At 38.1% G+C, this 25,584-nt stretch carries 22 protein-coding genes; 13 read left to right on the top strand and 9 right to left on the bottom strand.

Going from position 1 to position 25,584, the window contains the following annotated elements:
• Positions 1-71: 71 nt before the first annotated feature.
• The 3 genes from JKP73_RS01905 (at position 72) to JKP73_RS01895 (ending at position 3,119) form a co-directional block, all read left to right on the top strand.
• Positions 72-977, top strand: a complete 906-nt coding sequence (locus tag JKP73_RS01905) for a carbohydrate ABC transporter permease (protein ID WP_051170039.1) — start codon at positions 72-74, stop codon at positions 975-977.
• Between the two features lie 12 nt (positions 978-989).
• Positions 990-1,814: a carbohydrate ABC transporter permease gene (locus tag JKP73_RS01900; protein WP_021289241.1), complete on the top strand. Its 825-nt coding sequence runs from the start codon at positions 990-992 to the stop codon at positions 1,812-1,814.
• Positions 1,815-1,994: 180 nt separating this feature from the next.
• Positions 1,995-3,119, top strand: a complete 1,125-nt coding sequence (locus JKP73_RS01895; protein WP_200410833.1) for a GntR family transcriptional regulator — start codon at positions 1,995-1,997, stop codon at positions 3,117-3,119.
• A 45-nt stretch (positions 3,120-3,164) separates the two neighbouring features.
• Here the strand turns inward: JKP73_RS01895 and JKP73_RS01890 are convergent, their stop codons facing one another.
• From JKP73_RS01890 to rfbA, 7 genes are read right to left on the bottom strand one after another with little or no spacing between them, the layout of a single operon-like run.
• Positions 3,165-4,865 carry a DUF6044 family protein gene (locus JKP73_RS01890; protein WP_306465031.1) on the bottom strand — a complete coding sequence of 567 codons (1,701 nt, stop codon included), beginning with the start codon at positions 4,863-4,865 and terminating at the stop codon, positions 3,165-3,167.
• The gene (rffA, locus tag JKP73_RS01885; protein ID WP_021289238.1) at positions 4,825-5,955 is read right to left on the bottom strand and encodes a dTDP-4-amino-4,6-dideoxygalactose transaminase; all 1,131 of its coding nucleotides are present in this window, start codon (positions 5,953-5,955) and stop codon (positions 4,825-4,827) included. Before rffA ends, JKP73_RS01890 begins: the two co-directional genes overlap by 41 nt.
• 4 nt (positions 5,956-5,959) lie before the next feature.
• Positions 5,960-6,316: an EamA family transporter gene (locus JKP73_RS01880; protein ID WP_021289237.1), complete on the bottom strand. Its 357-nt coding sequence runs from the start codon at positions 6,314-6,316 to the stop codon at positions 5,960-5,962.
• 2 nt (positions 6,317-6,318) lie between these two features.
• Positions 6,319-7,008 (bottom strand): GNAT family N-acetyltransferase, encoded by a 690-nt coding sequence (locus JKP73_RS01875; protein ID WP_021289236.1) that lies wholly within the window; start codon positions 7,006-7,008, stop codon positions 6,319-6,321.
• A 4-nt stretch (positions 7,009-7,012) separates the two neighbouring features.
• Entirely contained in the window at positions 7,013-7,978 is a 966-nt protein-coding gene (locus JKP73_RS01870; protein WP_021289235.1) for a glycosyltransferase family 2 protein, read from the bottom strand.
• The gene (rfbB, locus tag JKP73_RS01865; RefSeq protein ID WP_308436474.1) at positions 7,954-8,994 is read right to left on the bottom strand and encodes a dTDP-glucose 4,6-dehydratase; all 1,041 of its coding nucleotides are present in this window, start codon (positions 8,992-8,994) and stop codon (positions 7,954-7,956) included. The genes JKP73_RS01870 and rfbB overlap by 25 nt, the downstream gene beginning before the upstream one ends.
• Positions 8,991-9,917, bottom strand: coding sequence for a glucose-1-phosphate thymidylyltransferase RfbA (rfbA, locus tag JKP73_RS01860; RefSeq protein ID WP_038242855.1), 927 nt, complete (start codon positions 9,915-9,917; stop codon positions 8,991-8,993). Before rfbA ends, rfbB begins: the two co-directional genes overlap by 4 nt.
• Before the next feature lie 384 nt (positions 9,918-10,301).
• Between rfbA and JKP73_RS01855 the strand changes: the two genes are divergently transcribed.
• Complete coding sequence (locus JKP73_RS01855; RefSeq protein ID WP_200410832.1) at positions 10,302-10,454, top strand: hypothetical protein; 153 nt, start codon at positions 10,302-10,304, stop codon at positions 10,452-10,454.
• Here JKP73_RS01855 and JKP73_RS23705 read toward each other — a convergent pair.
• Together JKP73_RS23705 and JKP73_RS01850 are read right to left on the bottom strand one after the other, a co-directional pair.
• On the bottom strand, positions 10,444-10,788 hold the full coding sequence (locus JKP73_RS23705) for an acyl-CoA dehydrogenase family protein (RefSeq protein ID WP_438874666.1): 345 nt from the start codon (positions 10,786-10,788) through the stop codon (positions 10,444-10,446). The two genes, JKP73_RS01855 and JKP73_RS23705, sit on opposite strands and share 11 nt — an antisense overlap.
• A gap of 6 nt (positions 10,789-10,794) precedes the next feature.
• Positions 10,795-11,601 carry an acyl-CoA dehydrogenase family protein gene (locus tag JKP73_RS01850; RefSeq protein WP_438874660.1) on the bottom strand — a complete coding sequence of 269 codons (807 nt, stop codon included), beginning with the start codon at positions 11,599-11,601 and terminating at the stop codon, positions 10,795-10,797.
• 542 nt (positions 11,602-12,143) lie between these two features.
• Here JKP73_RS01850 and JKP73_RS01845 point away from each other — a divergent pair.
• The 9 genes from JKP73_RS01845 to glpK all read left to right on the top strand — a co-directional run bounded on the left by JKP73_RS01845 (position 12,144) and on the right by glpK (position 25,546).
• Positions 12,144-13,163, top strand: coding sequence for an ABC transporter ATP-binding protein (locus JKP73_RS01845; protein ID WP_160806646.1), 1,020 nt, complete (start codon positions 12,144-12,146; stop codon positions 13,161-13,163).
• Entirely contained in the window at positions 13,150-14,082 is a 933-nt protein-coding gene (locus tag JKP73_RS01840; RefSeq protein ID WP_021289230.1) for an ABC transporter ATP-binding protein, read from the top strand. Before JKP73_RS01845 ends, JKP73_RS01840 begins: the two co-directional genes overlap by 14 nt.
• A 7-nt stretch (positions 14,083-14,089) precedes the next feature.
• Positions 14,090-15,052 (top strand): oligopeptide ABC transporter permease, encoded by a 963-nt coding sequence (gene opp4B / locus JKP73_RS01835; RefSeq protein WP_200410831.1) that lies wholly within the window; start codon positions 14,090-14,092, stop codon positions 15,050-15,052.
• Positions 15,053-15,080: 28 nt separating this feature from the next.
• On the top strand, positions 15,081-15,986 hold the full coding sequence (locus JKP73_RS01830; protein WP_200410830.1) for an ABC transporter permease: 906 nt from the start codon (positions 15,081-15,083) through the stop codon (positions 15,984-15,986).
• Between the two features lie 126 nt (positions 15,987-16,112).
• Positions 16,113-17,945 (top strand): oligopeptide ABC transporter substrate-binding protein, encoded by a 1,833-nt coding sequence (opp4A, locus tag JKP73_RS01825; RefSeq protein ID WP_021289227.1) that lies wholly within the window; start codon positions 16,113-16,115, stop codon positions 17,943-17,945.
• Between the two features lie 210 nt (positions 17,946-18,155).
• Positions 18,156-20,003 (top strand): asparagine synthase (glutamine-hydrolyzing), encoded by a 1,848-nt coding sequence (gene asnB / locus JKP73_RS01820; RefSeq protein ID WP_200410829.1) that lies wholly within the window; start codon positions 18,156-18,158, stop codon positions 20,001-20,003.
• A gap of 415 nt (positions 20,004-20,418) precedes the next feature.
• Entirely contained in the window at positions 20,419-22,803 is a 2,385-nt protein-coding gene (locus JKP73_RS01815) for a penicillin acylase family protein (protein ID WP_200410828.1), read from the top strand.
• A gap of 399 nt (positions 22,804-23,202) precedes the next feature.
• Positions 23,203-24,039, top strand: coding sequence for an MIP/aquaporin family protein (locus tag JKP73_RS01810; protein WP_021289223.1), 837 nt, complete (start codon positions 23,203-23,205; stop codon positions 24,037-24,039).
• A gap of 13 nt (positions 24,040-24,052) precedes the next feature.
• Positions 24,053-25,546, top strand: coding sequence for a glycerol kinase GlpK (glpK, locus tag JKP73_RS01805; protein WP_021289222.1), 1,494 nt, complete (start codon positions 24,053-24,055; stop codon positions 25,544-25,546).
• Positions 25,547-25,584 lie beyond the last annotated feature (38 nt).

The following is a 25,584-nucleotide window of genomic DNA, read 5'->3' as shown; positions in this document are numbered from 1 at the left end:
CCTTCTATAGCGCGGGAGGAAGCTTTTAATATAAGCAAAATAAGATTTGGAGAGAAGGGTTAGGCTTGAATATGAATGCATCTAACTATGTTACGAAAGAAGGGAGACTTAAAAAACCACAGGCCCTGCGTTCCATCGTATTCTTACTTCCTTCTTGGTTATTATTATTACTTTTCTTTGTAGGTCCGATTTTGTTAACCGTGTTTTTTTCATTTACGAATCTTGCTTTAACTGGAACACAGGCACAGAACATAGATTTTGTAGGCTTTCAAAACTTTGCTGCAATGTTTGATGATGCGAATTTTAGAATAAGCGTTTTAAAAACTATTGTCTTCCTATTCTTATCAGCAATTATAGGTCAGCAAGTATTAGGATTTCTGTTGGCACTTCTAATGAAGGGGAGAAAGCAATCATTTAGAAGAATTATCGGTATTATCATTATCGCTGGGTGGGTAACCCCTGAAATTGTAGTGGCATTTTGTTGGGTTGCATTTTTGAATGATAGCGGCACATTGAATATGATATTAAACGCAATTGGTCTAAGTGCAGTTACTTGGCTATATACATTCCCCATGATAAGTGTTTGTATTGCAAATATTTGGCATGGAACCGCATTTTCCATGATGGTGTTTCAAGCATCCTTAGATGATGTTCCAACAGAATTAGAGGAGGCTGCACGTATCGATGGAGCGTCAAAGATAAAAGTTTTGACTAAAATTGTCCTCCCAATTGTAAAAGGAACGATTGTAACAAACATGATCTTAGTTACCCTTCAAACGCTTGGTGTATTTACGTTAATTTACACGATGACTGGAGGAGGACCAGGAACCTCGACTCAAACATTACCGATCTTTATGTATAATCAAGCATTTGTTAATTATCAATTAGGATATGGTACGGCTATCTCACTAGTCTTACTTGTAATTGGAATAATCGCAAGCTTATTTTATATCCGATCTATGAAAGTTCAGATATAAGGAGGGATAAACATGAAAAAGATAAAACTGGAAGTAGCCGTTCCTTATATAATTTTATCTGTTATAGGGGTTTGTTTCCTTCTTCCGCTATTATGGGTTATTTTCGCTTCTATTGATGAAAATGCACAACAAGCTTTAACATTACCAGATAAAATAACATTTACCAATTACACTTCTATATTATCAGACCCAGCAAATATTCGTTCTTTTATGATTGGCTTAGGATTATCATTAGGCCAATCTATATTAGTTGTTGTTGTAGGCGTATTAGCTGCTTATCCATTATCTCGGTATACACAAAAGTATAAGAAGCCATTTATGTATACGATCTTATTTATGACTTCATTACCAATAACAGCAGTAATGGTGCCAGTTTATCAATTATTTGTTTTTTTGAATCTACAAGACTCCTTATTTGGAACCATGTTATTCTTAACTGCCTCAGGTCTGCCTTATAGCATTTGGATGTTAAAAAATTTTATGGATTCCGTTCCAATTAATTTAGAAGAATCCGCATGGGTGGATGGTGCTTCTATATGGAAAGGGGTTAGGAAAGTAGTAGCCCCGTTAATGATACCAGGAATTTGTACTGTCGCCATTTTTACATTTTCAATGAGTTGGGGAAACTTCTTTGTGCCGTACATTTTGATTCAAACTCCAGATAAATTTCCTGCTTCTGTAACGATCTATCAATTCTTTGGAACTTATGGAATGGTGGAATATGGGAAGTTAGCCGCCTTCTCTGTTATATATACCATGCCTGCAGTTGTTCTTTATCTGTTTTCCCAGCGATTTATGTCTCAAGGCTTCAGCTTAGGCGGGGCGACAAAAGGATAATCAATACAAGTCGATTTAGAAACATAGGATGAAATAAACATTTCTTTCCTAGGGAGGAACTTGAGTATAATCAATCAAATCATTTCATTTAATTAAACATACCTCCACTGTAGTGGAGGATATTTTATTTCGATGAGGAAACGGTTATATATGTGGACAATTATTAGTTGAGGTGAACAAATGAAACCATTATATGAACAAGTTTATGAATCTCTTAAAAAAGATATTGTATCCGAACGATATAAAACTGGAGATCAAGTACCATCGGAAAAAGAGCTAGCAACTACATTTCAAGTTAGTAGAATCACTAGTAAAAAAGCGTTAGAGAAGTTAGCGGAAGAAGGTTTTATCTACCGAAAAAGAGGAAGAGGCTCTTTCGTTAAAGATTCCAATCAGATGGAAACTAGAAGTTCACATGCTGAAAGTGAGGGCAAACCGTTATTTGGTTTAATCGTAACTGCTTTTGATGACAGTTTTGGTAGTGGCCTTATTACATCAATTGTAGAAGGATCGAGGGATAAATGTCATTTTATATTAAAATGTTCATTTGGCATTCCGGAAAATGAGGAGAAGCTAGTTAAAGAATTATTAGACGATGGGATCGAAGGTTTAATAGTATTTCCAGCTAAAGCTGAACATTATAGTTCAGAAATCTTGAAAATGGTTATAAATAAATTCCCATTCATTTTGATTGATAGATCATTTAAGGGGATAGCTGCTAATTCTGTATCAACGGATAATAAAGCAGCGGCTAAAAAAGGGATAGACTATTTAATTAATAAAGGGCATCAAGAAATTGGTGTTCTAATGCCATATTATTTTAAGACAACTACTATAGATGACAGGTTACATGGAATTGTCGAAGCTTTTTCAGAAAAACAGTTACGTGTTAATCGAAAAATATGGTGTTATGATTTAAAAAGTACGTTGCCAACACCACTGGCAGCGAAGGAAGAAGATATTAAGGTTATTAAACATTTTATTCGAAAACATCAGGATATAACGGCATTGTTTGCTTTAGAATATAAAATAGCAGTATTAGCAAAAGTCGCCTTAACAGAATTAAGCATAGAGGTACCTAATGATATGTCCATTATTTGTTTTGATAGTCCACCATGGAATACGATTGAATGGAACTTCACACATTTGAAACAGAATGAAAATGAACTAGGAAAACTTGCCACCCAACGGTTATTAGCGATGTATAGCGGGGAAAGTCAAATTGTAAATGAACGTATTCCAGCAAAGTTAATCATTGGGCCCACTACGAGTAGCTGTGCTGTTAAGGATGATTCAGGTGTCTGATTTTATACAACAATCGCGCAAGTCTTATTGACTCGCGCGATTCCATTAATCTACACGGTAAAGCCAGATTTTCCAAGCAGCGTCAGATTGTTCGAATGTACGCTCTAACGTGAGATTTAATTCCTCTGCATTACCAATAGGAACAGCCGACAGAATATAATCTCCGCCAAGATCCTTTAATGCTTCCGTATTAATATCCAGTTGTTCAATTGGATCATTACGATGCTTTGTATAGAGATAGTTCTCGCCATGTTCAGCAACATACATATACAATCTGCCACCCCACGTATCGAAATAATTTTCTAATGATGGGTTTTTATCGAGCTCACCTGCGATAACTTCTCGAAACGTATGTTTATACGATAATGGAAAACTATTATTGTATGTATCCAGCGTATAGAACCCGTTGTATTGAGCGATAGTCGGATGCATTCCGATGCTTACCACTCGATAATCTTTAGGGTCTTGACCAATATAGGACTGGATGTCGTCAAATAAATCTTCTGAATAAAATTCCTTAAATGTGGGTGTTCCAATTAAATTATATTTGGTTTCTTCGTTTAACGGAAATAAAACCAACCCACATTGCGCAATTATTAAAATAATGGTAATTACCCTGCCAAATCGTAAATGTTTCCAAAAGATAGCCAATGCCAAAGCAAAACAAATATACCAGATTGCCGGATCAAAAAAATGTATTCGTGCAAAGTTAAAGGTATTGGCTATCATAAAGTTATCTTTAACAATACGCCAACCTTCCCAATACCAGAACGCATACCAGATAGAAAGCAGTAAATTAAAGAAAAATAACCCGACAAGCCAGTTTGGTTTTACATTCCGATAACCAGCAACAATTAAGGCGATACCAATAACCGGAAAAATAATCCAATAATGTTGTGCCATATCATGGGTATGACCATGGAGGAAGTTCTCCAATGATAATTCAATACTTCGCTGGAAAGAATTATGACCTAAATCTAACGCATCACGATGAGAAGTAAACCCAGAACTAAAAAACATCGAAGTAATTAATAGGTAGTTTTTAATTACATAAACACTTGTCATGGCTGCAATTGCAATAAAAAATGGCCAATTCACGTGCTTCCTGCGAAGCCAATCGAGAAGCCAAAATACTCCCATCATGGCTAAAAAGAAAACGAAGGTTAAAACAAAGTTAGATAAAAATGGAATAACCAGTAACGTTAGCCAATAATACCACGGTGTTGCTTTCCCATATTTCCGAATCGTTAGGAAAAGAAATAATGCTAGTGGTAATCCAGCAATGGATAGCATACCGGATGGCCAATATGGCAAAAGCGCAAAGCCTAACGAGGCCCCAACCGTAATGATTGGTATCTCTTTCCCAAACGAGGTAAAATGCTTTAGTAAGAAGTACATACCGAAGAAAGCTGTAAACCGCATAATGGTTTGTCCAATCGTGTATGCCGTCATTGGTTCAAAAATGGCGTATAACCAAACCATTGCATCTAATCCAGATGGTAGAGCACTTCTTGGTAAGCCGTTAATCGCGTTAGGAAGTACTGTGTCCGTTAAACTAAAAATTTGTCCGCTTTCTGCAAGTAATTGATACCATACAATATTCGAATCTAAATTGTCATGGACACGAATATGAGTATCTTCCCCTAATATAAAGTAAGGCATGAGGTAGGCGATGATGACGAAACAAGCAATGCCTACCCATAGTTTAGGATTGGAAGTATTGCTGTATTTTGTTGACCACATCATTTATTGCCTCTTCTCCTATTCCATAATAAAGCGGTAACCGCAATAAGCGATCACTTTCCGTTGTTGTATACCTATCCTCTCCAACAAATAAACCGAATTGTTTGCCAGCATGTGCAGTGTGCAAAGGCACATAATGTGTAGCTGCGGTAATATGGTTTTGCTTTAAAAATTGTCGTAATTGGTTTCTTTCCATTTCATTTTCCAATTTAATATAATACATATGTGCATTATGTTCGCATACATTAGGAATGGTTGGTAATTCAATTGCACCATCTAGTTGTAAATTCATCAATCCATGGTTGTATTGAGCCCAACTGTGTCGTCGATTCTGATTAATTTCGTTCGCGTGCTGGAACTGTACGGATAAATAAGCTGCATTTAATTCACTTAATAAGTAGGAAGAACCTACATCCCTCCACGTATATTTGTCAATTTCTCCACGAATAAATTGGGAGCGATTTGTTCCCTTTTCCTGAATCATTTCTGCTCGTTCAATAAGGGAAGCGTCATTAATCAGTAATGCCCCGCCTTCGCCACAAGTATAATTCTTTGTATCATGAAAGCTAATCGTGCCTAGGTGGCCAATTGTACCTAGTGATTCGCCTTTATACGTACTCATTAAGCCCTGGGCAGCATCTTCAATCACCCATAAATTATGGTTGTTTGCTATGGTTAAAACGGTATCCATATCACAGCCTACACCAGCATAATGAACAACCACAATTGCTTTCGTATGTTCGGTAATCGCTCTTTCGATAGCTTGTGGATCAATATTCATTGTTGATGGCTCAATATCAACAAATCGAATGGAAGCGCCACGTAGTACAAAGGCATTCGCCGTTGATACAAATGTATAAGAAGGCATGACTACTTCATCACCTGGTTGTATATCTGTTAGTAATGCCGTCAACTCTAGTGCGGCAGTACAAGAGGGGGTAAGTAATGCCTTCTCACATGTTAGCTGTTCTTCCAGCCACTTCATACACTTCTTCCCAAATTCTCCATTCCCAGATAGTTTATCAGCGGTTATAACCTGTTGAATTGCGTGTATCTCAGAACCAATCACGCAAGGTTTATTAAACGGAATCATCCTATCACCTCATTATAATTATACCTACAATTACGAGGGAAAATCCTATAATTTTTTGTGCAGATACTGGTTCCCCGAAGAAAAGCGCAGATAGGATAAACACGAGCACAAAAGAAAGACTCATGAAAGGGTAGGCATAGCTAATATCGAACTTTGTCATCGCCGCCATCCAACACAGCGCTGCTAGAAAAGCAGAGAATAATCCAGATAGAATCCACGGATTTAGTAATAATTGAAGTAAGAAGATAACTTTATCCATGAAGGCATCTGGCAGACTACCATATTGGTCAATTTTCCATTTTAGAATTAATTGACCATACACCGTGAATCCAATGGTTCCTAAAATATATAGATAACCCATGGTTACACTCCTACTGGTAACGTACCATTTAATTTATGATAGACATCGACTGCTCCATTTAATCGGAATCCTAAAGAAATGAACACATTTAACGATGCCGAATTAGAAGGGGAGATCGATGTACGTACCTCATCATAATTACCTATACGAAATAATTCTGCGACACAATGGCTTGTAAACGACTTAGCAAGACCTTTTCCTCGGTAGGATTTATCCATTGCTAAGAGCAAGACTTTATCTCCTTCATAGGCAAAGAACCCAGCTAAATGATTCTCATAAATTAGCGCGACAATTTTGTCCGCTTGAATGAGGTCATTTACCCAGTTTTTATAGCGATGATCGGCCATGAAGTTAGGGATATGAAAGTCGCGATGAAAACGTCCATTCGTAAAAACATCTCCAGCGATTTCTAATATATGTGTTTTATCATATTCTCTAGAAAGTTCGATACCTTCTTGCTCAAATAATTGTAATCTATCTTTTTTACATACTGGTTCCATTAACGTATCTGTATAGTAAAACCCATATTTATGCAACTTCTCTGTATTGACGGTAGGATCAATCTTTAATGTAAAATGCCCCTCGATTTGATTTGTCTCTTGTAGGGCTTCCTCTGAAGCACTTGTAAGCTCATAGGTATTAATATGAAAGTTCCGTTTATCCCAAGGGGTTGGTTTCAAAAATGTGTTCATTCTATCAGCTCCGTTTGTTCGTTTGATTTTCTTCCTTGTCTGTCGTATCTTTTATCAAATAGAGCGGTCGATCTTTCGTCTCGTTAAAGATTTTCCCAATATACAATCCTAGAATACCAAAATTAAAAAAAATCAATCCACCGATGAAATAAATAGATACCATTACACTGGTCCAACCTTGTACTGGTTCAGCAAGGAAAAAATACCTGCCAAATAAGTACATGCCATAAATAAATGACACGGATGAAATAAGGAATCCGAATTGAATAGATAGCCTTAAAGGCTTATTGGATTGTGAAATAATAGCATCGGTGGCAAGTGTAATCAATTTCTTTAAATTGTAGGAAGACTTCCCTTCTTTACGTGCATCATGTTCAATAGCAATAGAAGTACTTTCAAACCCCATCCATTGTAGGAATAATGGGAAGAAACGATTCTGTTCTCGCATGTGGCGATATCCTTCCACTACTTTTTTGGTTACCATGCTGTAATTGGCCACCGTATGATCAGAAGCTCCTCCAGTAAAATAATCATAGATTCGATAGAAGGCTCTTGATGAAATTCGCTTAAACCAAGTGTCTTTTCGTTCCATTCGTTTTCCAAAAACGACTTCATAGCCTTCTAATGCTTTCTCATATAATTTTTTTATCTCTTCTGGTCGGTCTTGCAAATCACAATCCATGACGACAATAAAGTCTCCATTAGTATAATCTAAACCTGCTGTGATTGCGTGGTGTTGACCAAAGTTACGAGCTAGATTAAACCCGCGTATTTGTTTATCTTCATTGCTTAATGCTTTAATGGTTGGCCAAGCGTTATCCGGACTAGCATCATTAACTAGAATTATTTCGTATTGGGCTGGAATTGCTTCTATTGTCGATTTGATTCGGTTGCATAGTTCATGTAGACATTTTTGGCAACCATAGACCGGAATAACAACAGAAATTAATGGGTTTTTGTTCTCGACCATTGATTAACGTACCATTCTACTGTTTTCTGAAGACCTGTATGGAATTCTTCCACAGGTTGCCAGCCCAATTCTGTGCGTAGTTTTTGATCATCGACGGCGTAGCGTTGATCATGTCCAAGCCGATCTTTTGTGAAGGTGATAAGTTCTTCATACCTAGAAATCCCGTGCTCCGTTTTTAACTCCGGAACAAGTTCATCTAAGATGCTACAAATCTGCTGCGCAATTGCAATATTAGATTGTTCATTAGAGCCCCCAATATTATATTTTTCTAATGATTGGCCATGGTGGTAGACAAGGTCAAGTGCTTTACAATGATCCAATACATAGATCCAATCACGAATATTGGAGCCATCACCATAAATTGGTATTGCTTCTCCGTTTAGAGCTTTTCGAATAATCGTGGGAATTAATTTTTCCTGATGCTGTTTCGGACCATAATTATTTGAACTACTTGTTACGATGACATTCATTCCATACGTATATCCAAAGCTTTTTGCTAGCATATTTGAACCAGCTTTGGACGCACTATATGGATTTCTGGGGTTATAAGGTGTTGCTTCTGTAAATTTACCCATTTTACCAAGTGATCCGTACACTTCATCTGTTGAGATATGGTGAAATCTTCGGTTGTGTAATTCGTGCTTCTGTTCCCAATTATTTTTAGCAATCTGTAGTAAAACCATTGTGCCCATAACATTGGTGTGGATAAATTGTTTTGCATCATTAATAGATCGATCAACATGTGATTCAGCTGCAAAATGAATTACACCATGGATGTCATAACGCTCGAATATGTCGGTAACTAGTTGTTCGTCTGCAATATCGCCATGGATAAAATGGTAGTTAGATAAATTACTGACTTCTGTTAAATGTAATGGATTACCAGCATACGTAAGGTTATCTAGGTTAATAATTTTATAATTTGGATGTTTATTCATAAAATGAGGGATAAAATTAGAACCAATAAACCCCGCACCACCGGTAATTAAAATGGTAGTTTCGTTTGTTTTCATCATTCAACCAGTCCTAGCATTGGATTACGATCAATGGAATCCCAATATTGTTGTGTATGCTTGCGATCCGCTATTTCTAGGAGATACGTTCCATAATCGTTTTTCTCCATTGATTTTCCCTTGTTATATAATGCTTCTCTAGAGATATAACCAAGGTAATAGGCAATTTCTTCAAGACATGCAAGTTTAAATCCTTGGCGTTGTTGTGTGATTTTAACAAATTCAGCTGCGTCAAATAATGATTCATGGGTGCCTGCATCCATCCAAGCAAAACCTCTGCCAAGAAGTTCAACATCTAATTGTCCACGTTTTAAATACGCTCTATTTAGATCAGTAATCTCTAGTTCCCCTCGTGCAGATGGTTTTAATTTCTTTGCTAGTTTCACAGCTTGATTATCATAGATATAAAGGCCAGTGACGGCAAAATCAGATCTTGGATCATTTGGTTTTTCTTCTAACGTTATAGCTTTTTGTCGGTGGTCAAATTCTACTACACCAAACCGACGTGGATCTTTGACGCGATAACCAAAAATAGTCGCATATTTATGATGCTTTATTGCATTGCGAAGTAATGTTGTAAATCCTTGACCATAGAAAATATTATCGCCAAGAATTAATGTCACATCATCATCACCAACAAAATCTTCCGATAAAGTTAAAGCTTCAGGAATACCATTGGGATCTTTTTGTTCGCTATAGGTTAATGTAATTCCAAGCGATGATCCATCTCCTAATAAAGCTTCAAATCTCGGTTTATCCTCGGGCGTGCTAATAATCATAATGTCCTTCATTCCTCCAAGCATTAGAACCGATAACGGATAGTAAATCATTGGTTTGTCATAAACTGCAAGTAAATGCTTATTAATACTATCTGTGCTTGGAGATAATCTACTTCCACTTCCACCTGCTAAAATAATACCTTTCATCGTAACACCCCTTGTACTTGGAAGATACTTCCTAATCCTAACCTTAAACATAGGAATCTTATATATTATTACCCTTAAATAGGCTAATTATAATCTTACATTTCTATTTCAAATATATTTCGTTTTGTAAAATTTTTACTAATTATTGAGGAAGTATAAAAAGAGAGGCAGAAACACAACTAAGCCAGGAATGAAATAAAAGCTAATATACGTACAATCAACCTACGTAGACTCAGACTCCTGTGGGAACATGGGAACAGCAAGAGTTGAAGATCTCGAAGGAATGTGTTCTAATGAGGGCCAACGAAACTCATCCTTTGTGGGCCACATTGGGATACCCTTACCGGGGCAAGGAAACTGAAAGCGAAGTATGTTGACGGAGTGATGGTAGAACCTGTTTTATGTAACCAAATCACCCGAACGGATTTGAATGGAATCGTTCGGATGATTATAGGAATAAGTTACTTTGGTCTTCGTATCGATAGCTTATCAAAATACAACAATGCATTATTTTCAAAGAATGAGATTAATCATTAAGGTCTTTTAAACTAGTGTCAGCAAGTTTTATTATTGTCATGTCATCCATTGGTGGATTATGCAATCCTGCTCTTACGTCACGATAATAACGCTGAAGTGGATTACTGTTGGAAAGGCTGCGTGCGCCAACAACTCGCATAGCCAAATCAACCACTTCAATGGCTTTATTCACTACAGATAATTTCACTGCCCCTAGTAAAGGTTGCATGTCAGTGCGTTTGGATGCTGTTCCATGATCCCATTGCTCGGTTGTTCCGTAAAGAAATTGTTCACTCTCCATTAGTTGAAGTTCCATTTCCCCTAGTTTTTGTTTAACATTTGGTAAATCAGAGATGGTTCCTTAAATACTATTTGGTGAGTAGCTTGTAGCAAACTGCAATGCATACTTCTGAGCTGCCCGAGCAATTCCTAAATAACAAGCAGGTATATGAAGGAGCCAGCCTGCAGCTGCTTTTTTTCCAGGTGTGAGCTCTTCCACATAGTCACTTTTATCTAAAGAAACGTGATTTAGAACAAGATCGTGACTGCCCGTACCTTTCATTGCAATAGAGTCCCATGTTTCATCAATGGAAACACCAGGACGGTCACGCTTTACTAAAAAGTTGCCAGTTTTTGTTGTACCTTCAATCGATGCACTAACTACGAAATAGGTTAGAACTGGTGCTAATGTTGTAAATGTTTTACGACCGTGAATAACCCAACCATGTGAAGTTTGTTTTGCTGTTGTTTCTGGTCTGCCTCCACGTGTAGGACTTCCGGTAGCACGTTCGGAAGCAGCATTATTTAGTAAGGCACCAGTTTGAATAACATCATTAGCGAAAGCTTGATACTTGGTTGATTCCCAAATCTCATTTTCACCAAGGTGTTTGGTAATCCCCATATGCCAGCCAATACCTAGGGCTGTTGGCCCATCTGCTCTTGCAATAATTTCTTGCGACTTTATTAATTCTGTTAAAGATATTCCCTTTCCGCCATATTTGGAAGGAATGGTTAATGCAGGGTAGCCAATTTGTTTTAAATCATTAAAATTGTCGTGAGGGAAAGTATTTGCTTGATCATGCTTTGCGCCTCGTTCCGTGAATGGTTTAACCGTTGTTTCTAACGCTTGTAATCGTTCTTCCGCTGTTTTTAATTGGGATAAATTCATTCCGATCCTCCTAATATAATTCTTATCCGATTAGTAAGATATATTATGGCATAATTCTTGTAGTAAGATCAATTTGGGAAACTTTCTTTTACATTAAGAATTTCACCATGTGAAAAGGGAAAAAACTAAGAAAAAATACCTGCATAAATCGACAAATTATTTATCTATTAAATATACTAGCTTTAGAGGCGTAGAACGTTGATATAACTAGATATTAATGACTTTTGTCTGACAATTTTCGTCAGAATATAGACCGGATTATCTATGAAATATTGAAAATAATATTGCTTTTTCGAAAACATTCCCATATAATCACAATATATTAACATTGATAATATTCTCAATAAATAATTTATATTCGATGAACACGCCATTTTTTTGAGGGTGTGTCGTTAAAGTGAGTAATAAGTTTAGAAATATCAGAATAATTAAATATAATAGGGTATTATTTTTATTTTAAGATAAATTTTCTGAAGTTTCGTTCATTGTTGGCCTAGGGATAACTATACAAATGAATATAAAACAAGACTAGGGGGATTAATTTGAACAACGCATTATTAGAAATTAAAAACCTGAAGACATCTTTTCGCATTCGCGATGATTATTATGCGGCAGTGGATGATGTATCACTAACTGTAAATAAGAATGAGGTATTGGCCATTGTCGGAGAATCTGGATCAGGAAAAAGTGCGTTAGCATTTTCGGTCATGGGATTACATAATCGCGCAAAAATAGAAGGGAATATCTATTTTAAGGATCATGATCTTGCCAATCTGCCAGCCAATAAGCTGAATAAGCTGCGTGGCGATGATATGGCTATGATCTTTCAAGACCCACTAACAGCACTAAACCCGTTAATGACAATAGAAGAACAAATTGCTGAAACACTTTTACTCCATCATAAGAATCTCTCGAAGAAGAAACGTAGAGAGAAAGTAATAGATTTATTAAATCAAGTAGGGATTCCACGTCCTGAACATACATGTGATCAATTCCCCCATGAATTATCTGGAGGAATGAGGCAACGTGTCATCATTGCGATTGCAATTGCAAATGATCCTGAACTTCTTATTGCAGATGAACCCACAACAGCATTGGATGTAACCATTCAAGCGCAGATACTTGATTTAATTAATGATTTGAAAGAAAACATGAATGCTGGAATTGTTTTAATTACACATGATTTGGGTGTTGTTGCAGAAATGGCCGATCGTGTAGCTGTCATGTATGCTGGTCAAATCGTAGAAATCGCTGATGTTCATACATTGTTCGCTAATCCAAGGCATCCTTATACAAGGTCTTTATTGCATTCAATACCAAATATAGATGGAGGAAACGATAAACTACATGTTATTCAAGGCATTGTACCTCCATTACATAAATTACCTCGGGAGGGTTGCCGGTTCGCTGCCCGTATTCCATGGATAGACACTTCTGCTCACGAAACGAATCCAGAATTACATGAAATAAAGCCTGGGCACTTTGTTCGCTGTACATGCCATAATCAATTTTACTTCCCAGATGAAAAGAAGAAGGAGGAGCAGGCGGATGGGATTTCTTGAAGTGAACGATTTGAAGGTACATTTTCCGATTAGGGGCGGTATTCTAAATCGAAAAATTGGGGCAATTAGAGCGGTTGATGGTGTGTCCTTTTCAATTGAAGAAGGGAAAACATATGGTCTCGTTGGTGAATCTGGTTCTGGAAAAACAACCACTGGAAGAGCAATTATTGGATTAAATCATATTACATCGGGCCAGGTTATGTTTGAAGGGAAAGATTTAACTAGCAAGAAAAGTAAAACCCAGCATGTTCGAAAAGACATTCAAATGATCTTTCAGGACCCTTATTCTTCATTAAATGCAAAAAAACGCGTGCTAGATATTGTTGCAGAGCCTCTGCGAAACTATGAAAAGCTAACTAAAATTGAAGAAAAGCTACGGGTGCAAGAATTATTAGAACAAGTTGGCTTAAACCCTGAAAGTATATTGAAATATCCCCATGAGTTTTCTGGTGGACAGCGACAACGAATTGGTATTGCTCGAGCAATTGCCTTAAAACCAAAACTGATTATTGCTGATGAGCCGGTGTCGGCATTAGATGTTTCGGTACAAGCACAAGTTTTGAATTTTATGCAGGAAATTCAAAAAGAATTAAATTTAACTTACTTATTCATCAGTCATGATTTAGGGATTGTCAAACACATGTGTGATGATATTGGCATTATGTATAAAGGTCGTTACGTAGAAGAAGGTACGAAGCAAGACATATTTAATAACCCGCAACATATTTATACAAAACGTCTGGTGGCAGCTATTCCTGATATTGACCCACAGAATCGCCAAAAGCAGAAACATTTGCGTGATGAAGTGCAAATGGAATATCAACAATATTATAACGACTACTTTGATAATGAGGGCTTGGCTTATAGATTACGGAACATTTCTGATTCACATCTCGTAGCTTTGCCAGAGAAAGGTTGAGTATAATATGTGGAAATTTATCGTTCGACGACTTTTAATTACATTGCCGCAAATTGTTTTACTTAGTATTTTAGTATTTGTTATGGCACAAATGATGCCAGGTGACGCATTAACCGGGTTAATTGATCCAAATATTGACCCGGCTGCTATTGAAGAGCAACGAGAGAAAATGGGGTTAAATGACCCGTGGTATATCCAATACGGTGATTGGATATCTTCGGCATTACAGGGAGACCTAGGACAATCGTTTCGTTTCAAGATGCCTGTCACTGATTTAGTAGAACAGCGCCTGATAAATTCCTTTTGGTTAGGGTTAGTTACCCTTATTTTTACTTATATCATCGCAATTCCACTTGGTATTACGAGCGGCCGCTATAATGATACAATGCGCGACCAGCTAATTACTGGCTATACGTATATCGGTTTCGCAACCCCATTATTTATCTTTGCACTTGTTATGCTTTGGGTTGGGGGATTTCAGTTGGGATGGTTCCCAACAGGTGGAAGTGTAGCACCAGGATTAGAACCAGGAACATTTGAATATGCGCTCAGCAAATTTCAACATTTATTATTGCCAGGCTTATCGATGGCATTAATTACAACGGTTAATACGGTCCAGTATTTACGCAGTGAAATTATTGATACAAAGCAAAAAGATTTTATTGTCACTGCAAGAGCAAAAGGGGCCTCTGAATCACGTGTTTATAACCGCCATATTTTACGAAATTCGCTTTTGCCAATCGCTGCGTATTTTGGCTTTGAAATTACCGGTTTAATTGGGGGAACAGTGTTTATCGAGACGATCTATAGTTATCCAGGAATGGGACTATTATTTATGGATTCTGTATTGCAGCGTGATTACAGTGTGGTAACCGCAGTTGTTCTGTTATTTGGGATAGCTTCCATTCTAGGAGCGCTACTTTCAGATATCATTCTAAGTCTTGTGGATCCTCGTATTCGTATTAAATAATAACTTGATAAACATGGAGGTGATTCAAATGGCCAATGCACATGTTGATACGGCTCAAACAGACACGGAAGTAAAAACCCCTTCTACATGGAGCATTATTTGGAGGGAAATTGTAAGGGATAAAGTAGCGCTTATATCACTCATTTTTCTTGTTGGAACAACTGGGTTTGTATATGGTATTTCAATGTTTTTGGAACAATCAGAAATCGTAACCGTCGATTTATTTGCAATCAATGAAGCGCCATCTGAACAATTTTGGCTAGGTACTGATTACGGGGGAAGGGATATCTTTGGACAGTTAATTATTGGGACGAGGAACTCATTATCGATAGGTATTCTCGTTACACTAATGACCGGTGTTATCGGCGTCGTTTATGGACTGGTTTCTGGCTACTATGGGGGAACCGTCGATAATATTATGATGCGGATTGTTGATTTTTTCTTAATTCTACCATTCTTAATGATTGTTATTGTTTTTGTTGCAATTGTACCGAAGTACAGCATATGGTCCTTTTCCTTGATCATGACTGCTTTTCTGTGGATGGGAATTGCCCGCCTCATTCGCTCGAAAGCATTGCAAGAAAGAGAATTGGATTATGCACAGGCTTCTAAAACATTAGGAACATCTAATTTTAAAATTATGTTTACCCAAGTGTTACCAAATCTTAGCTCGCTTATTATTGTAACGATGACGTTAAATCTGGCCGCCAATATCGGCCTAGAGTCTGGGCTTTCCTTTTTAGGATTTGGTTTCCCGGAAACAACACCAAGTCTTGGAACACTACTAGGCTATGCAAGAAATCCACAAACATTGGAGTTTCACTGGTGGGTCTGGGTACCAGCAGCAGTTCTTATCTTCTTACTGATGTTGGCTGTTCGAAACGTAGGGGAAGCATTAAAGCGTGCTACTGACGCAAGACAGCGGAGAGGGTAAGCATAAATCCGATCATTTAGTAATACAGTTTACTAATTGTTACTTGCATCATCAGATGTTAAGTATAAATGCTGTCAACATCTTTGTTGACGCAACAAGAAAGACAAAAAAGGGGAGGTTATAAGGATGAGAAAGACAAGTTGGAGCAAAGCACTTCTCGCACTGTTGCTAGTTTTGCTGCTTGCTTTAGCGGCATGCAGTGGCGGATCTGAGGAGGGAGAAGCAGAGGGAGATAGTGGTGGATCTGATTCCAATAAATCAGAAGATAGTGGAAAGAAATTATATTCGATTGATGATTTTAGTGCGGAGAAAACAAATGAAGGAGAAGCAATTGACGGTGGTCACTTAAAATTTGGCCTCGTTACCGATACAGCGTTTGAAGGTACATTAAACTGGAACTTCTATTCAGGAACATATGATGCAGAGGTGATTGAATGGTTTGATGAACCTTTATTAGCAGATGATGAGAATTTTATGTATACCCAAGATGGCGCTGCGACATTTGAAACATCTGAGGATGGCAGAGTATTCACATTTACGATTCGTGATAATGTCAATTGGCATGATGGCGAACCAGTTACTGCAGAAGACTGGGCTTTCTCTTATGAAGTAATTGGTCACCCGGATTATAATGGCGTTCGTTATGGAGAGGACTTCACGAATGTAGAAGGAATGGAAGCTTACCATAATGGGGAAGCTGACAGCATTTCCGGTATTGAGGTAGTTGATGAAAAAACATTAAAAATTACTTACAAAGAAGCGACACCTTCGCTTCTAACTGGTGGAATTTGGCCATATGCGATGCCAAAGCATATCTTTGAAGATATTCCAGTTGCAAAAATGGCTGAATCACCTGAAGTAAGAGAACATCCGATTGGATTTGGTCCATTTAAAGTCGAAACCATTACACCAGGTGAATCGGTTGTTTATACGAAAAATGAGGATTATTGGCAAGGGGAGCCAAAGCTAGATAAAGTTACTCTATCAGTAATTAATCCGACCACAGTAGTGCAAGCATTAGAAACAGGAAAAGTTGATACCGTTGACAGTTTTCCAGTTGATCAATATCCGGACAATGCAGAAATGTCCAATGTTGAATTCTTAGGACAGATCGATATGGCTTATACGTATATTGGCTTTAAGTTAGGTACATGGGATAAAGAGAAGAAACAAGTGAAACCTGATCCTAATATGAAAATGGCGGATGTTAACCTACGTAAAGCGATGTGGCATGCTGTGGATAATAATGCCGTTGGTGAACAGTTCTATAATGGACTTCGCTGGAATGCAACTACATTAATTCCGCCATCTCACCCAGAATTCCATGATTCCGAGAATCCGGGTTTAGCTTATGACCCAGAGAAAGCAAAGGAAATTTTAGATGAGGCCGGTTACGAAGATGTGAATGGCGATGGTATGCGTGAAAATCCGGAAGGGGAAGAATTAGTAATTAATTTCGCCTCCATGTCAGGTGGGGACACTGCAGAGCCATTAGCAAACTATTATATTCAATCATGGAAAAAGGTAGGTCTGAATGTCCAACTATTGGATGGGCGCTTACAAGAATTCAATACCTTCTATGATCGTGTCGGACAAAATGGCGATGACGATCCAAAAGTAGACATCTTCCAGGGGGCTTGGAGCGTTGGGAATGATGTGAATCCAGCCGGATTATACGGCCGTGATGCCATTTTTAATTTCTCACGTTATGCAAGTGAGGAAAATGATAAGTTAATTGAAGAAGGAATTTCTGAAGCATCCTTTGATGTGGAACATCGTAAAGAAGTTTATAATGAGTGGCAAAAACTAATGGTTGAAGAAATTCCAGTATTCCCAACCCTTTATCGTTCCGAATTAGTACCGGTTAACAATCGTGTCCAAAACTATTCAATTGCTTTTGAATGGAGTGGATTACATGAGATTGCTGTTACCCAAGAAGAACCAATGAAAGCAGAATAAATCTAGTTGAAAAGGAAGCCTCTGACCAGGGGCTTCCTTTTCATGAATCCGGCTTGCTATTCGATCAACTTTAACTAGAACCAAATAAAATAGTAATACTGCTAGACATGCAATCATATAGTAATAGATGGTGAATCTGTCATATTTACAACTGTTTCTGCATAAAATGCTGCGTAGGCTATTTATGCAACTTAGAGAGGGTGACGATATTTGTGCGGGATCACGGGTTATGTAGACTGGGGAAGCGATGTTCGAGCGAATAAACAAATGCTTCAAGATATGACAGAAACGTTGTCATTACGGGGGCCGGATGATACAAATTGTTGGATGGATCAGCATATTGCCTTTGGACATAAGCGTCTTTCTGTTGTTGACTTAGAAGGTGGAAAACAGCCAATGCAGAAGGCGAAAGATGGTTATACGTATACCATTACTTATAATGGAGAGTTGTATAATACGGATGAGCTTAGAAAAGAACTGCTGACAAAGGGGTATCGCTTTGCAACTACTTCTGATACGGAAGTATTGTTAACTGCTTATATGGAGTGGAAAGAAACATGTGTAGATTATCTAAACGGCATTTATGCGTTTGGTATTTGGGATGGACAAAAGAATCAACTATATATGGCGAGAGATCGGCTTGGCGTAAAGCCACTATTTTACCTGACGCAGGGGAAGCAGTTTATCTTTGGTTCAGAGTTAAAAGCAATTTTAGCACATAACGATGTGAAAGCAGAAGTAGACCGTTCTGGCCTAGCGGAAGTGTTTGGGTTAGGACCATCACGAACACCTGGGCATGGTATCTTTAAAAGTATGAAAGAACTTCGTGCTGGCCATGCGCTTACCTTTTCTATACATGGATTAAAGGTATGGCGATATTGGAATGTGGAAAGCCATCCGCATACCGATTCACTAGCGGATACTACAAATAAGGTAAGAGAGCTGTTTGTCGACGCGGTTCAGCGTCAACTCGTAGCAGATGTGCCTGTATCTACATTTCTATCTGGGGGCTTAGATTCCAGTGCAATTACAGCGATTGCATCCAATTATTTTACAAAGCAAGGAAATGCTCCTTTGATTACCTTCTCCATTGATTATGAAGGCAATGCAGAGCATTTCCAAGCAAGTAAATTTCAACCATCGATGGATCAGCCCTGGGTTGATAAGATGGCTGCGGCTTTTGCAACAGATCACCATAATGAAATAATCACAGGGAAGGAGTTAGCAGATCATTTAAAAGAATCCGTTGATCTACGTGATCAGCCAGGCATGGCTGATATTGATTCATCGATGCTTTGGTTTTGCAGGCGGATAAAAAAGCATACGACGGTGAGTCTCTCTGGGGAATGTGCTGATGAAATCTTTGGAGGTTATCCTTGGTTTCATGATCCTTCAAAGGAAGCAGGATCAGGATTTCCGTGGATGCGCTCCCTTGACTCGCGAATTCATCTATTGCACCCCGAATGGCAAGAAAAGCTAGACTTAAAAAACTATGTATTTGATCGTTACCAAGAAACGATTCGTGAAACACCTCAGTTACATGGCGAGAATGATACGGACGCGAGAAGAAGAGAATTGTTTTATTTAAATATGCACTGGTTTATGGCCCAATTACTAGATCGTAAGGATCGTATGAGTATGGGAGCCAGTCTTGAGGTACGAGTGCCGTATGCAGACCATAAATTGGTTGAATATGTATGGAATATTCCTTGGGATATGAAAATGGCGGAAGGAAGAGAAAAAGGCATCTTACGAAAGGCAATGGAAGGGATTTTACCTCATGACGTGCTATATCGTAAAAAAAGCCCATATCCGAAAACCTTTCAACCCGAATATACGCAAGCAGTAACGACATGGATGCAAGAGATTTTAGATGATAAAGAAGCACGGTTATTTGAGTTTCTTAAGCGTGAAAAGGTTGAAGCGATTTTACAAAGTGAAGGGAAAGAATTCAAAGACCCTTGGTATGGTCAACTAATGAAGGGCCCCCAACTTATTGCCCATCTCTGTCAAATTGATTATTGGCTGCGGAAATATAACGTAACAGTGAGTGAATAAAAGGTGTTAAGGCGCGGATATAGCTTAAGTAGTGAGTAACTCCCAAGTTGAATAATCTTTTATTGTTTAAATGGCAAACTGAAATATGGGCTGCTTTCCGCGGTTACGGACACAGTTAACTTCGGTAAGCAAAAATCGCTTACCGGATTGGATCTTCGGACTCGTGCTGATTCCGCAGGAGTCACCCATATTTTATTTGCTATGATAATGGTATCCATTCCTTTCAGACAAGAATAGTATTTTATGAACAAAATACTATTTCGAATCTGATAATCTCCTATCAATGCAGACAAATTAAAAAATCTGTTGCTTGGAGGCAGCCTTTAAGAGGAAAACCATAAGGATTTGCCGAAATAAGAAGATATTGATTAGAGAAAAAGATGGATTTGTCTTCGAAGAATATAGGAGGGGGAACATGGAAGAACGTGTATTTGATAAACAGCCACATAGGCAGGAAAGAAAGAAGAAAAAATTTGCCTTCATTACTAGTGGCATTTTATTGCTAACGATCGGTAGTTTGATCCTTATTGTAAACGCATTCATTGGACGATCTGTTGAACAAGTGAATGGTACGATCAACTTACCAATCCTGAAAGAACAAGTACAGGTAATAACGGATGAAAATGGTGTTCCACATATTAAAGCTGCGAATGATCATGATTTGTACGTAGCACAAGGATATGTTCAGGCACAGTATCGGTTGTTCCAAATGGAGATGTCGAGAAGACAAGCATCTGGCACATTAAGTGAAGTAGTAGGAGAAGCAGCGATTGATCAAGATAAATATTTTCGAACATTGGGTCTAAGAAGGGCAGCTACCAAATCCTACGACATTTATAGCGAACAAGCAAAGCAGGTATTACAATACTTTTCCGATGGCGTAAATGCCTACGTGGATGAAGCAATACGGACCAACCGTCTGCCGATTGAATTTACCTTAATGGGAATAAAACCAGAAGCATGGACACCAATAGATTCATTAACCATTGGGAAGTATATGGCGTTTGATTTAGGCGGGCATTGGGAAAGACAAGCATTCAACTACTACTTATTACAAAACTATCCGGAAAATAAAGCGTATGAACTATTTCCTGATTATCCTGAAGAGAAGCCAGTAATTATGGAAGAACCGTATGTATCGATACCAGAAAGCTTTGATAAGGCGATTATCCCCCCTGCTTTTAATGGAAGTAATAACTGGGTAGTAAGTGGGGATAAAACAGCATCCGGATTACCGTTACTTGCAGATGATCCTCATTTAGGATTAGCTACCCCATCTATATGGTTACAGATGCAATTGGAATCAGATACGAATCATGTAAGTGGTGTTATATTTGCAGGTGTTCCTGGAATTATTTTAGGTCATAACGATACCATTGCATGGGGGGTTACAAATACAGGCCCAGATGTACAGCAATTGTATTTAGAAAAACAGCATCCTGAGAGGGAAAATCAATTTTACTATGAAGGGAAATGGGAAAAGGCAACGGTTATAGAAGAACCGATTAAAGTAAAAAATGAGGAAACACTAGATTATCATGTAGTAGAAACGAGGCATGGGCCAATTATCTCTGAATTCGCTGAAGAAAGCGGAAAAGATACAATGCTATCTTTAAGGTGGACAGCACTCGAACCTACCACAGAATTGGAAGCCATTCTTGAAATAAACCGGGCAAGTGACTGGTCTTCTTTTGAAAAAGGGCTTGAAAAGTTTCTCGTACCTGCGCAAAATTTTGTGTTTGCACAGAAAAATGGAACCATTGCTTATAAGGCAAATGGAAACATACCAATCTATCAGGATGGGACTGATGCGTTATTACCATTACCAGGGTGGGAGAAAGAAAGTGAATGGAAAGGGTATATCCCTTTTGAACAATTACCACGTATTGTAAACCCTGCGAAAGGTTATATTGCTACAGCAAATAACAAAATTACAACAGAAGATTATCCTTACCATATAAGTAATGTTTGGGCACAACCATATCGGTATGAACGAATAGCAGAAGTATTAGAATCTAGTAATGCATTAACCGTTCGTGATATGCAAGATTTGCAAATGGATACAAAGAACATGCAAGCAGAAGAGTTTGTCCCTGTTTTTTTATCGATATTGCGTAATATGAACATTTCAGAAAAAGAAAAACAAGCGGTCAATGTCATGAAAAAATGGGATTACCATGATGAAGCAACAGCAGTACAACCATTAATCTTCCATCATTGGATGAATGAATTAGAAGCAATTATCTATCAAGATATACCAGATAATATGATGGATTTATTTGGTTCGCGCGGTCAAACAACAGATGAGCTAATTCGAAAATCTGTTGAAGGAAAAGATGCAATATGGGTAGAGAACGCAGGTGGATTACAGCAGGTAGTAAAGGATGCACTAACAAATTCATTGAATAAACTTGAAAATGACTTTGGAAAGAAGATGAATGATTGGCAGTGGGGAGATTATCATCAAGTCTCTTTCCGTCATCCATTATCTGAAATCAATCCAGTACTAGAATTCTTTTTCAATAATGAAGCCCCTTTACCTGTTGGAGGGAGCAAAGTAACACCTATGGCTGCTGCCTACAAAACAGAGACAGGTATCGTGAATCATGGAGCTTCTTGGCGTTTTGTTGTCGATATGGAAGAACCAAAAAAAGGGTATCATATAGTGGGCCCAGGACAGTCTGGTCATTTCAAAAGTGATTGGTATCATGATCAATTAACAGATTGGGTTCATGGCAGTTATCATGAAACAACACTTTCGCAATCACAAGGTAATTTGTTGATTTTCCAACCAGAATAAATAATAGATTGGTCTAAATGCTAAAGTAGGACAATATTATTACCCGGGAAATATCGAAAAATGATTTTGTTTCACGGAAAAGCTCGAAATAGAAAATAAGCTGGGTAAAATGACTATGGTTTTTTTTTCCAAACGTGATCAGAAAGCACATTCGATTAGGATGGAAAATTTAGAATATTATTTAAATCTTGACAGCGTTTGCATACTAAAGTATGATTAGTTTACAAGTTAATTATGTGGCGGAGAATAGGAGACCCACACTTTAATCGTATCTTCCTTGGGGGGAGTATATCATTTAAAGTGCGGGTCTTTTTGCATACCATCAATCATATGTTGGAGATGTAAACGTTTTTTTAAAACATAGTTAGCATTGAGAAAATAAAATAAGGGGTGTTATACATGGCTGAGTCTGAATTTCTAGCAGAACTAATCGGCACGATGATTCTAGTTATCTTTGGGGGCGGAGTTGTTGGAGGCGTTTCCTTAAAGTCATCAAAAGCAGAAGGTGCTGGTTGGATAGTCGTAACCATTGGCTGGGGACTCGCGGTTGCATTAGGTGTATATGCGGTTGGTAATTATTCACCAGCTCATATTAACCCAGCAGTTACGTTAGGCTTTGCAGCAATAGGAGAATTTCCATGGTCAAAAGTACCAATGTATATAACTGCACAAATGATAGGCGCAATTATTGGGGCGGCAATTGTTTTCTTAAATTACTTACCGCACTGGAAGAAAACGGATGATCAAGCAGCAAAATTAGGTGTATTTGCAACTGATCCGGCAATACGTAGTCCTTTTTCAAATTTATTAAGTGAAATTGTAGGTACATTTGTACTAGTGATGGGTCTTTTATTCATTGGTGCAAACGAATTCACAGAAGGGTTAAACCCAATTATTGTAGGGGTATTAATTATTGCGATTGGGATGTCCTTAGGTGGAGCAACCGGTTATGCAATTAACCCTGCTCGTGATTTAGGTCCACGAATTGCTCATGCGATTCTACCAATTCCCGGAAAAGGTGGCTCTGATTGGGGATATGCATGGATACCAGTTTTAGGTCCAATACTAGGAGGCGTCTATGGTGCGTTCTTTTATAATGCATTTTTCATGGGTGATTTTACAGTAGGTTTTTGGATTACAAGTGTTATCATGGCTATATTAATTGTAAGCGCTGCTAGTATGGAATTAAAGAAATCGCAAACGGTTTCTGATAAAATAAATAATAAGGCTGTTTAAGGAGGAGATAGTGATGAGTAAACAATACATTTTGTCAATTGACCAGGGTACTACAAGCTCTCGTGCGATCATCTTTAACCAAAATGGTGAAATTGTAGAGACAGCTCAGAAGGAATTTGAGCAATTCTTCCCATATCCTGGCTGGGTAGAGCATGATGCAAATGAAATCTGGACCTCCGTACTTGCGTGTATTGCTGAGGTGCTACGCAAGGCAGATTTAGAAGCAAATCAAATTGCGGGTATCGGTATTACCAATCAACGAGAAACAGCAGTTGTTTGGGATAAACATACTGGTAAACCTATTTATAAAGCAATTGTATGGCAATCGCGTCAGACAGAAGCTATCTGTAAAGAGTTAAGAGAAGCTGGATACAATGATCTATTTAGAGAAAAAACAGGTTTATTAATTGATCCATACTTCTCTGGTACAAAGGTTAAATGGATCTTAGATAACGTAGAAGGAGCAAGAGAAAAAGCCGATAATGGTGACCTTATGTTCGGCACAATTGACAGTTGGTTAGTTTATCGACTTTCTGGTGGAACTACGCATATCACTGATTATTCAAATGCTTCCCGTACATTAATGTTTAATATTTATGATTTGAAATGGGACGATGAGCTACTAGAAATTCTCACTGTACCTAAGAGTATGTTACCCGAGGTAAAACAATCTTCGGAGGTTTATGCACATACGGTATCTTACCATTTCTTTGGTGAAGAAATCCCGGTTGCTGGAATAGCTGGTGACCAACAAGCAGCGTTATTTGGTCAGGCATGTTTCGAAAAGGGAATGGCTAAAAATACTTACGGTACGGGTTGCTTTATGTTGATGAATACAGGTGAAGAAGGCGTTAATTCCGAAAATGGTCTTTTGACGACACTTGCATGGGGAGTAGACGGAAAAGTAGAATATGCACTTGAAGGAAGTATCTTTGTAGCGGGATCTGCGATTCAATGGCTTCGCGATGGGCTTCAATTAATCCAAGATTCTCCAGAAAGTGAAAGCTATGCAAGTAATGTTGATAGCACGGATGGAGTATATATGGTTCCTGCCTTTGTTGGATTAGGTACACCTTATTGGGATAGTGATGCTAGAGGTGCCGTGTTTGGTCTTACTCGTGGTACCACAAAAGATCATTTCATTCGTGCCACATTAGAATCACTAGCGTACCAAACAAAAGATGTGTTAAATGCAATGATCGCTGATTCAGAAATTGATTTAAAAACACTACGTGTTGACGGTGGAGCAGTTAAAAATAACTTATTGATGCAATTTCAAAGTGATATTATAGGAGTTCCGGTGGAGCGCCCTGTCGTACAAGAAACAACAGCTCTAGGCTCAGCTTATTTAGCAGGTCTTGCTGTTGGGTATTGGAAGGACAAAGATGAGATCGCACAGCAATGGAATGTTGAAAAGACATTTGAAAACAACATGGAAGACCAGCAACGTGAAGATTTATATGCAGGATGGAAGAAGGCAGTTGAAGCAACACGTGTATTTAAATAAAACATACGACTGATATAAAAAGGGGTCATGATTATCGC

The sequence above is a fragment of the Virgibacillus salexigens genome, from assembly GCF_014905415.1.
Taxonomy (GTDB): domain Bacteria; phylum Bacillota; class Bacilli; order Bacillales; family Amphibacillaceae; genus Virgibacillus; species Virgibacillus salexigens.
The sequence above is the reverse complement of the archived record's forward strand: the minus strand, read 5'-3'. Positions and strand labels throughout refer to the sequence as shown.

Coding starts and splice junctions, on each gene's coding strand:
- JKP73_RS01895 (WP_200410833.1), top strand. CDS start 1,995: ATGAAACCATTATATGAACAAGTTTATGAATCTCTTAAAAAAGATATT.
- opp4B (WP_200410831.1), top strand. CDS start 14,090: ATGTGGAAATTTATCGTTCGACGACTTTTAATTACATTGCCGCAAATT.
- JKP73_RS01815 (WP_200410828.1), top strand. CDS start 20,419: ATGGAAGAACGTGTATTTGATAAACAGCCACATAGGCAGGAAAGAAAG.
- rfbB (WP_308436474.1), bottom strand. CDS start 8,994: ATGATGAAAACAAACGAAACTACCATTTTAATTACCGGTGGTGCGGGG.
- glpK (WP_021289222.1), top strand. CDS start 24,053: ATGAGTAAACAATACATTTTGTCAATTGACCAGGGTACTACAAGCTCT.
- JKP73_RS01810 (WP_021289223.1), top strand. CDS start 23,203: ATGGCTGAGTCTGAATTTCTAGCAGAACTAATCGGCACGATGATTCTA.
- JKP73_RS01830 (WP_200410830.1), top strand. CDS start 15,081: ATGGCCAATGCACATGTTGATACGGCTCAAACAGACACGGAAGTAAAA.
- JKP73_RS01840 (WP_021289230.1), top strand. CDS start 13,150: ATGGGATTTCTTGAAGTGAACGATTTGAAGGTACATTTTCCGATTAGG.
- rffA (WP_021289238.1), bottom strand. CDS start 5,955: ATGATTCCGTTTAATAAACCTTGCGTGATTGGTTCTGAGATACACGCA.
- opp4A (WP_021289227.1), top strand. CDS start 16,113: ATGAGAAAGACAAGTTGGAGCAAAGCACTTCTCGCACTGTTGCTAGTT.
- JKP73_RS01880 (WP_021289237.1), bottom strand. CDS start 6,316: ATGGGTTATCTATATATTTTAGGAACCATTGGATTCACGGTGTATGGT.
- JKP73_RS01905 (WP_051170039.1), top strand. CDS start 72: ATGAATGCATCTAACTATGTTACGAAAGAAGGGAGACTTAAAAAACCA.
- JKP73_RS01890 (WP_306465031.1), bottom strand. CDS start 4,865: ATGATGTGGTCAACAAAATACAGCAATACTTCCAATCCTAAACTATGG.
- JKP73_RS01875 (WP_021289236.1), bottom strand. CDS start 7,008: ATGAACACATTTTTGAAACCAACCCCTTGGGATAAACGGAACTTTCAT.
- JKP73_RS01855 (WP_200410832.1), top strand. CDS start 10,302: ATGGTAGAACCTGTTTTATGTAACCAAATCACCCGAACGGATTTGAAT.
- JKP73_RS01900 (WP_021289241.1), top strand. CDS start 990: ATGAAAAAGATAAAACTGGAAGTAGCCGTTCCTTATATAATTTTATCT.
- rfbA (WP_038242855.1), bottom strand. CDS start 9,917: ATGAAAGGTATTATTTTAGCAGGTGGAAGTGGAAGTAGATTATCTCCA.
- JKP73_RS01850 (WP_438874660.1), bottom strand. CDS start 11,601: ATGAATTTATCCCAATTAAAAACAGCGGAAGAACGATTACAAGCGTTA.
- JKP73_RS01870 (WP_021289235.1), bottom strand. CDS start 7,978: ATGGTCGAGAACAAAAACCCATTAATTTCTGTTGTTATTCCGGTCTAT.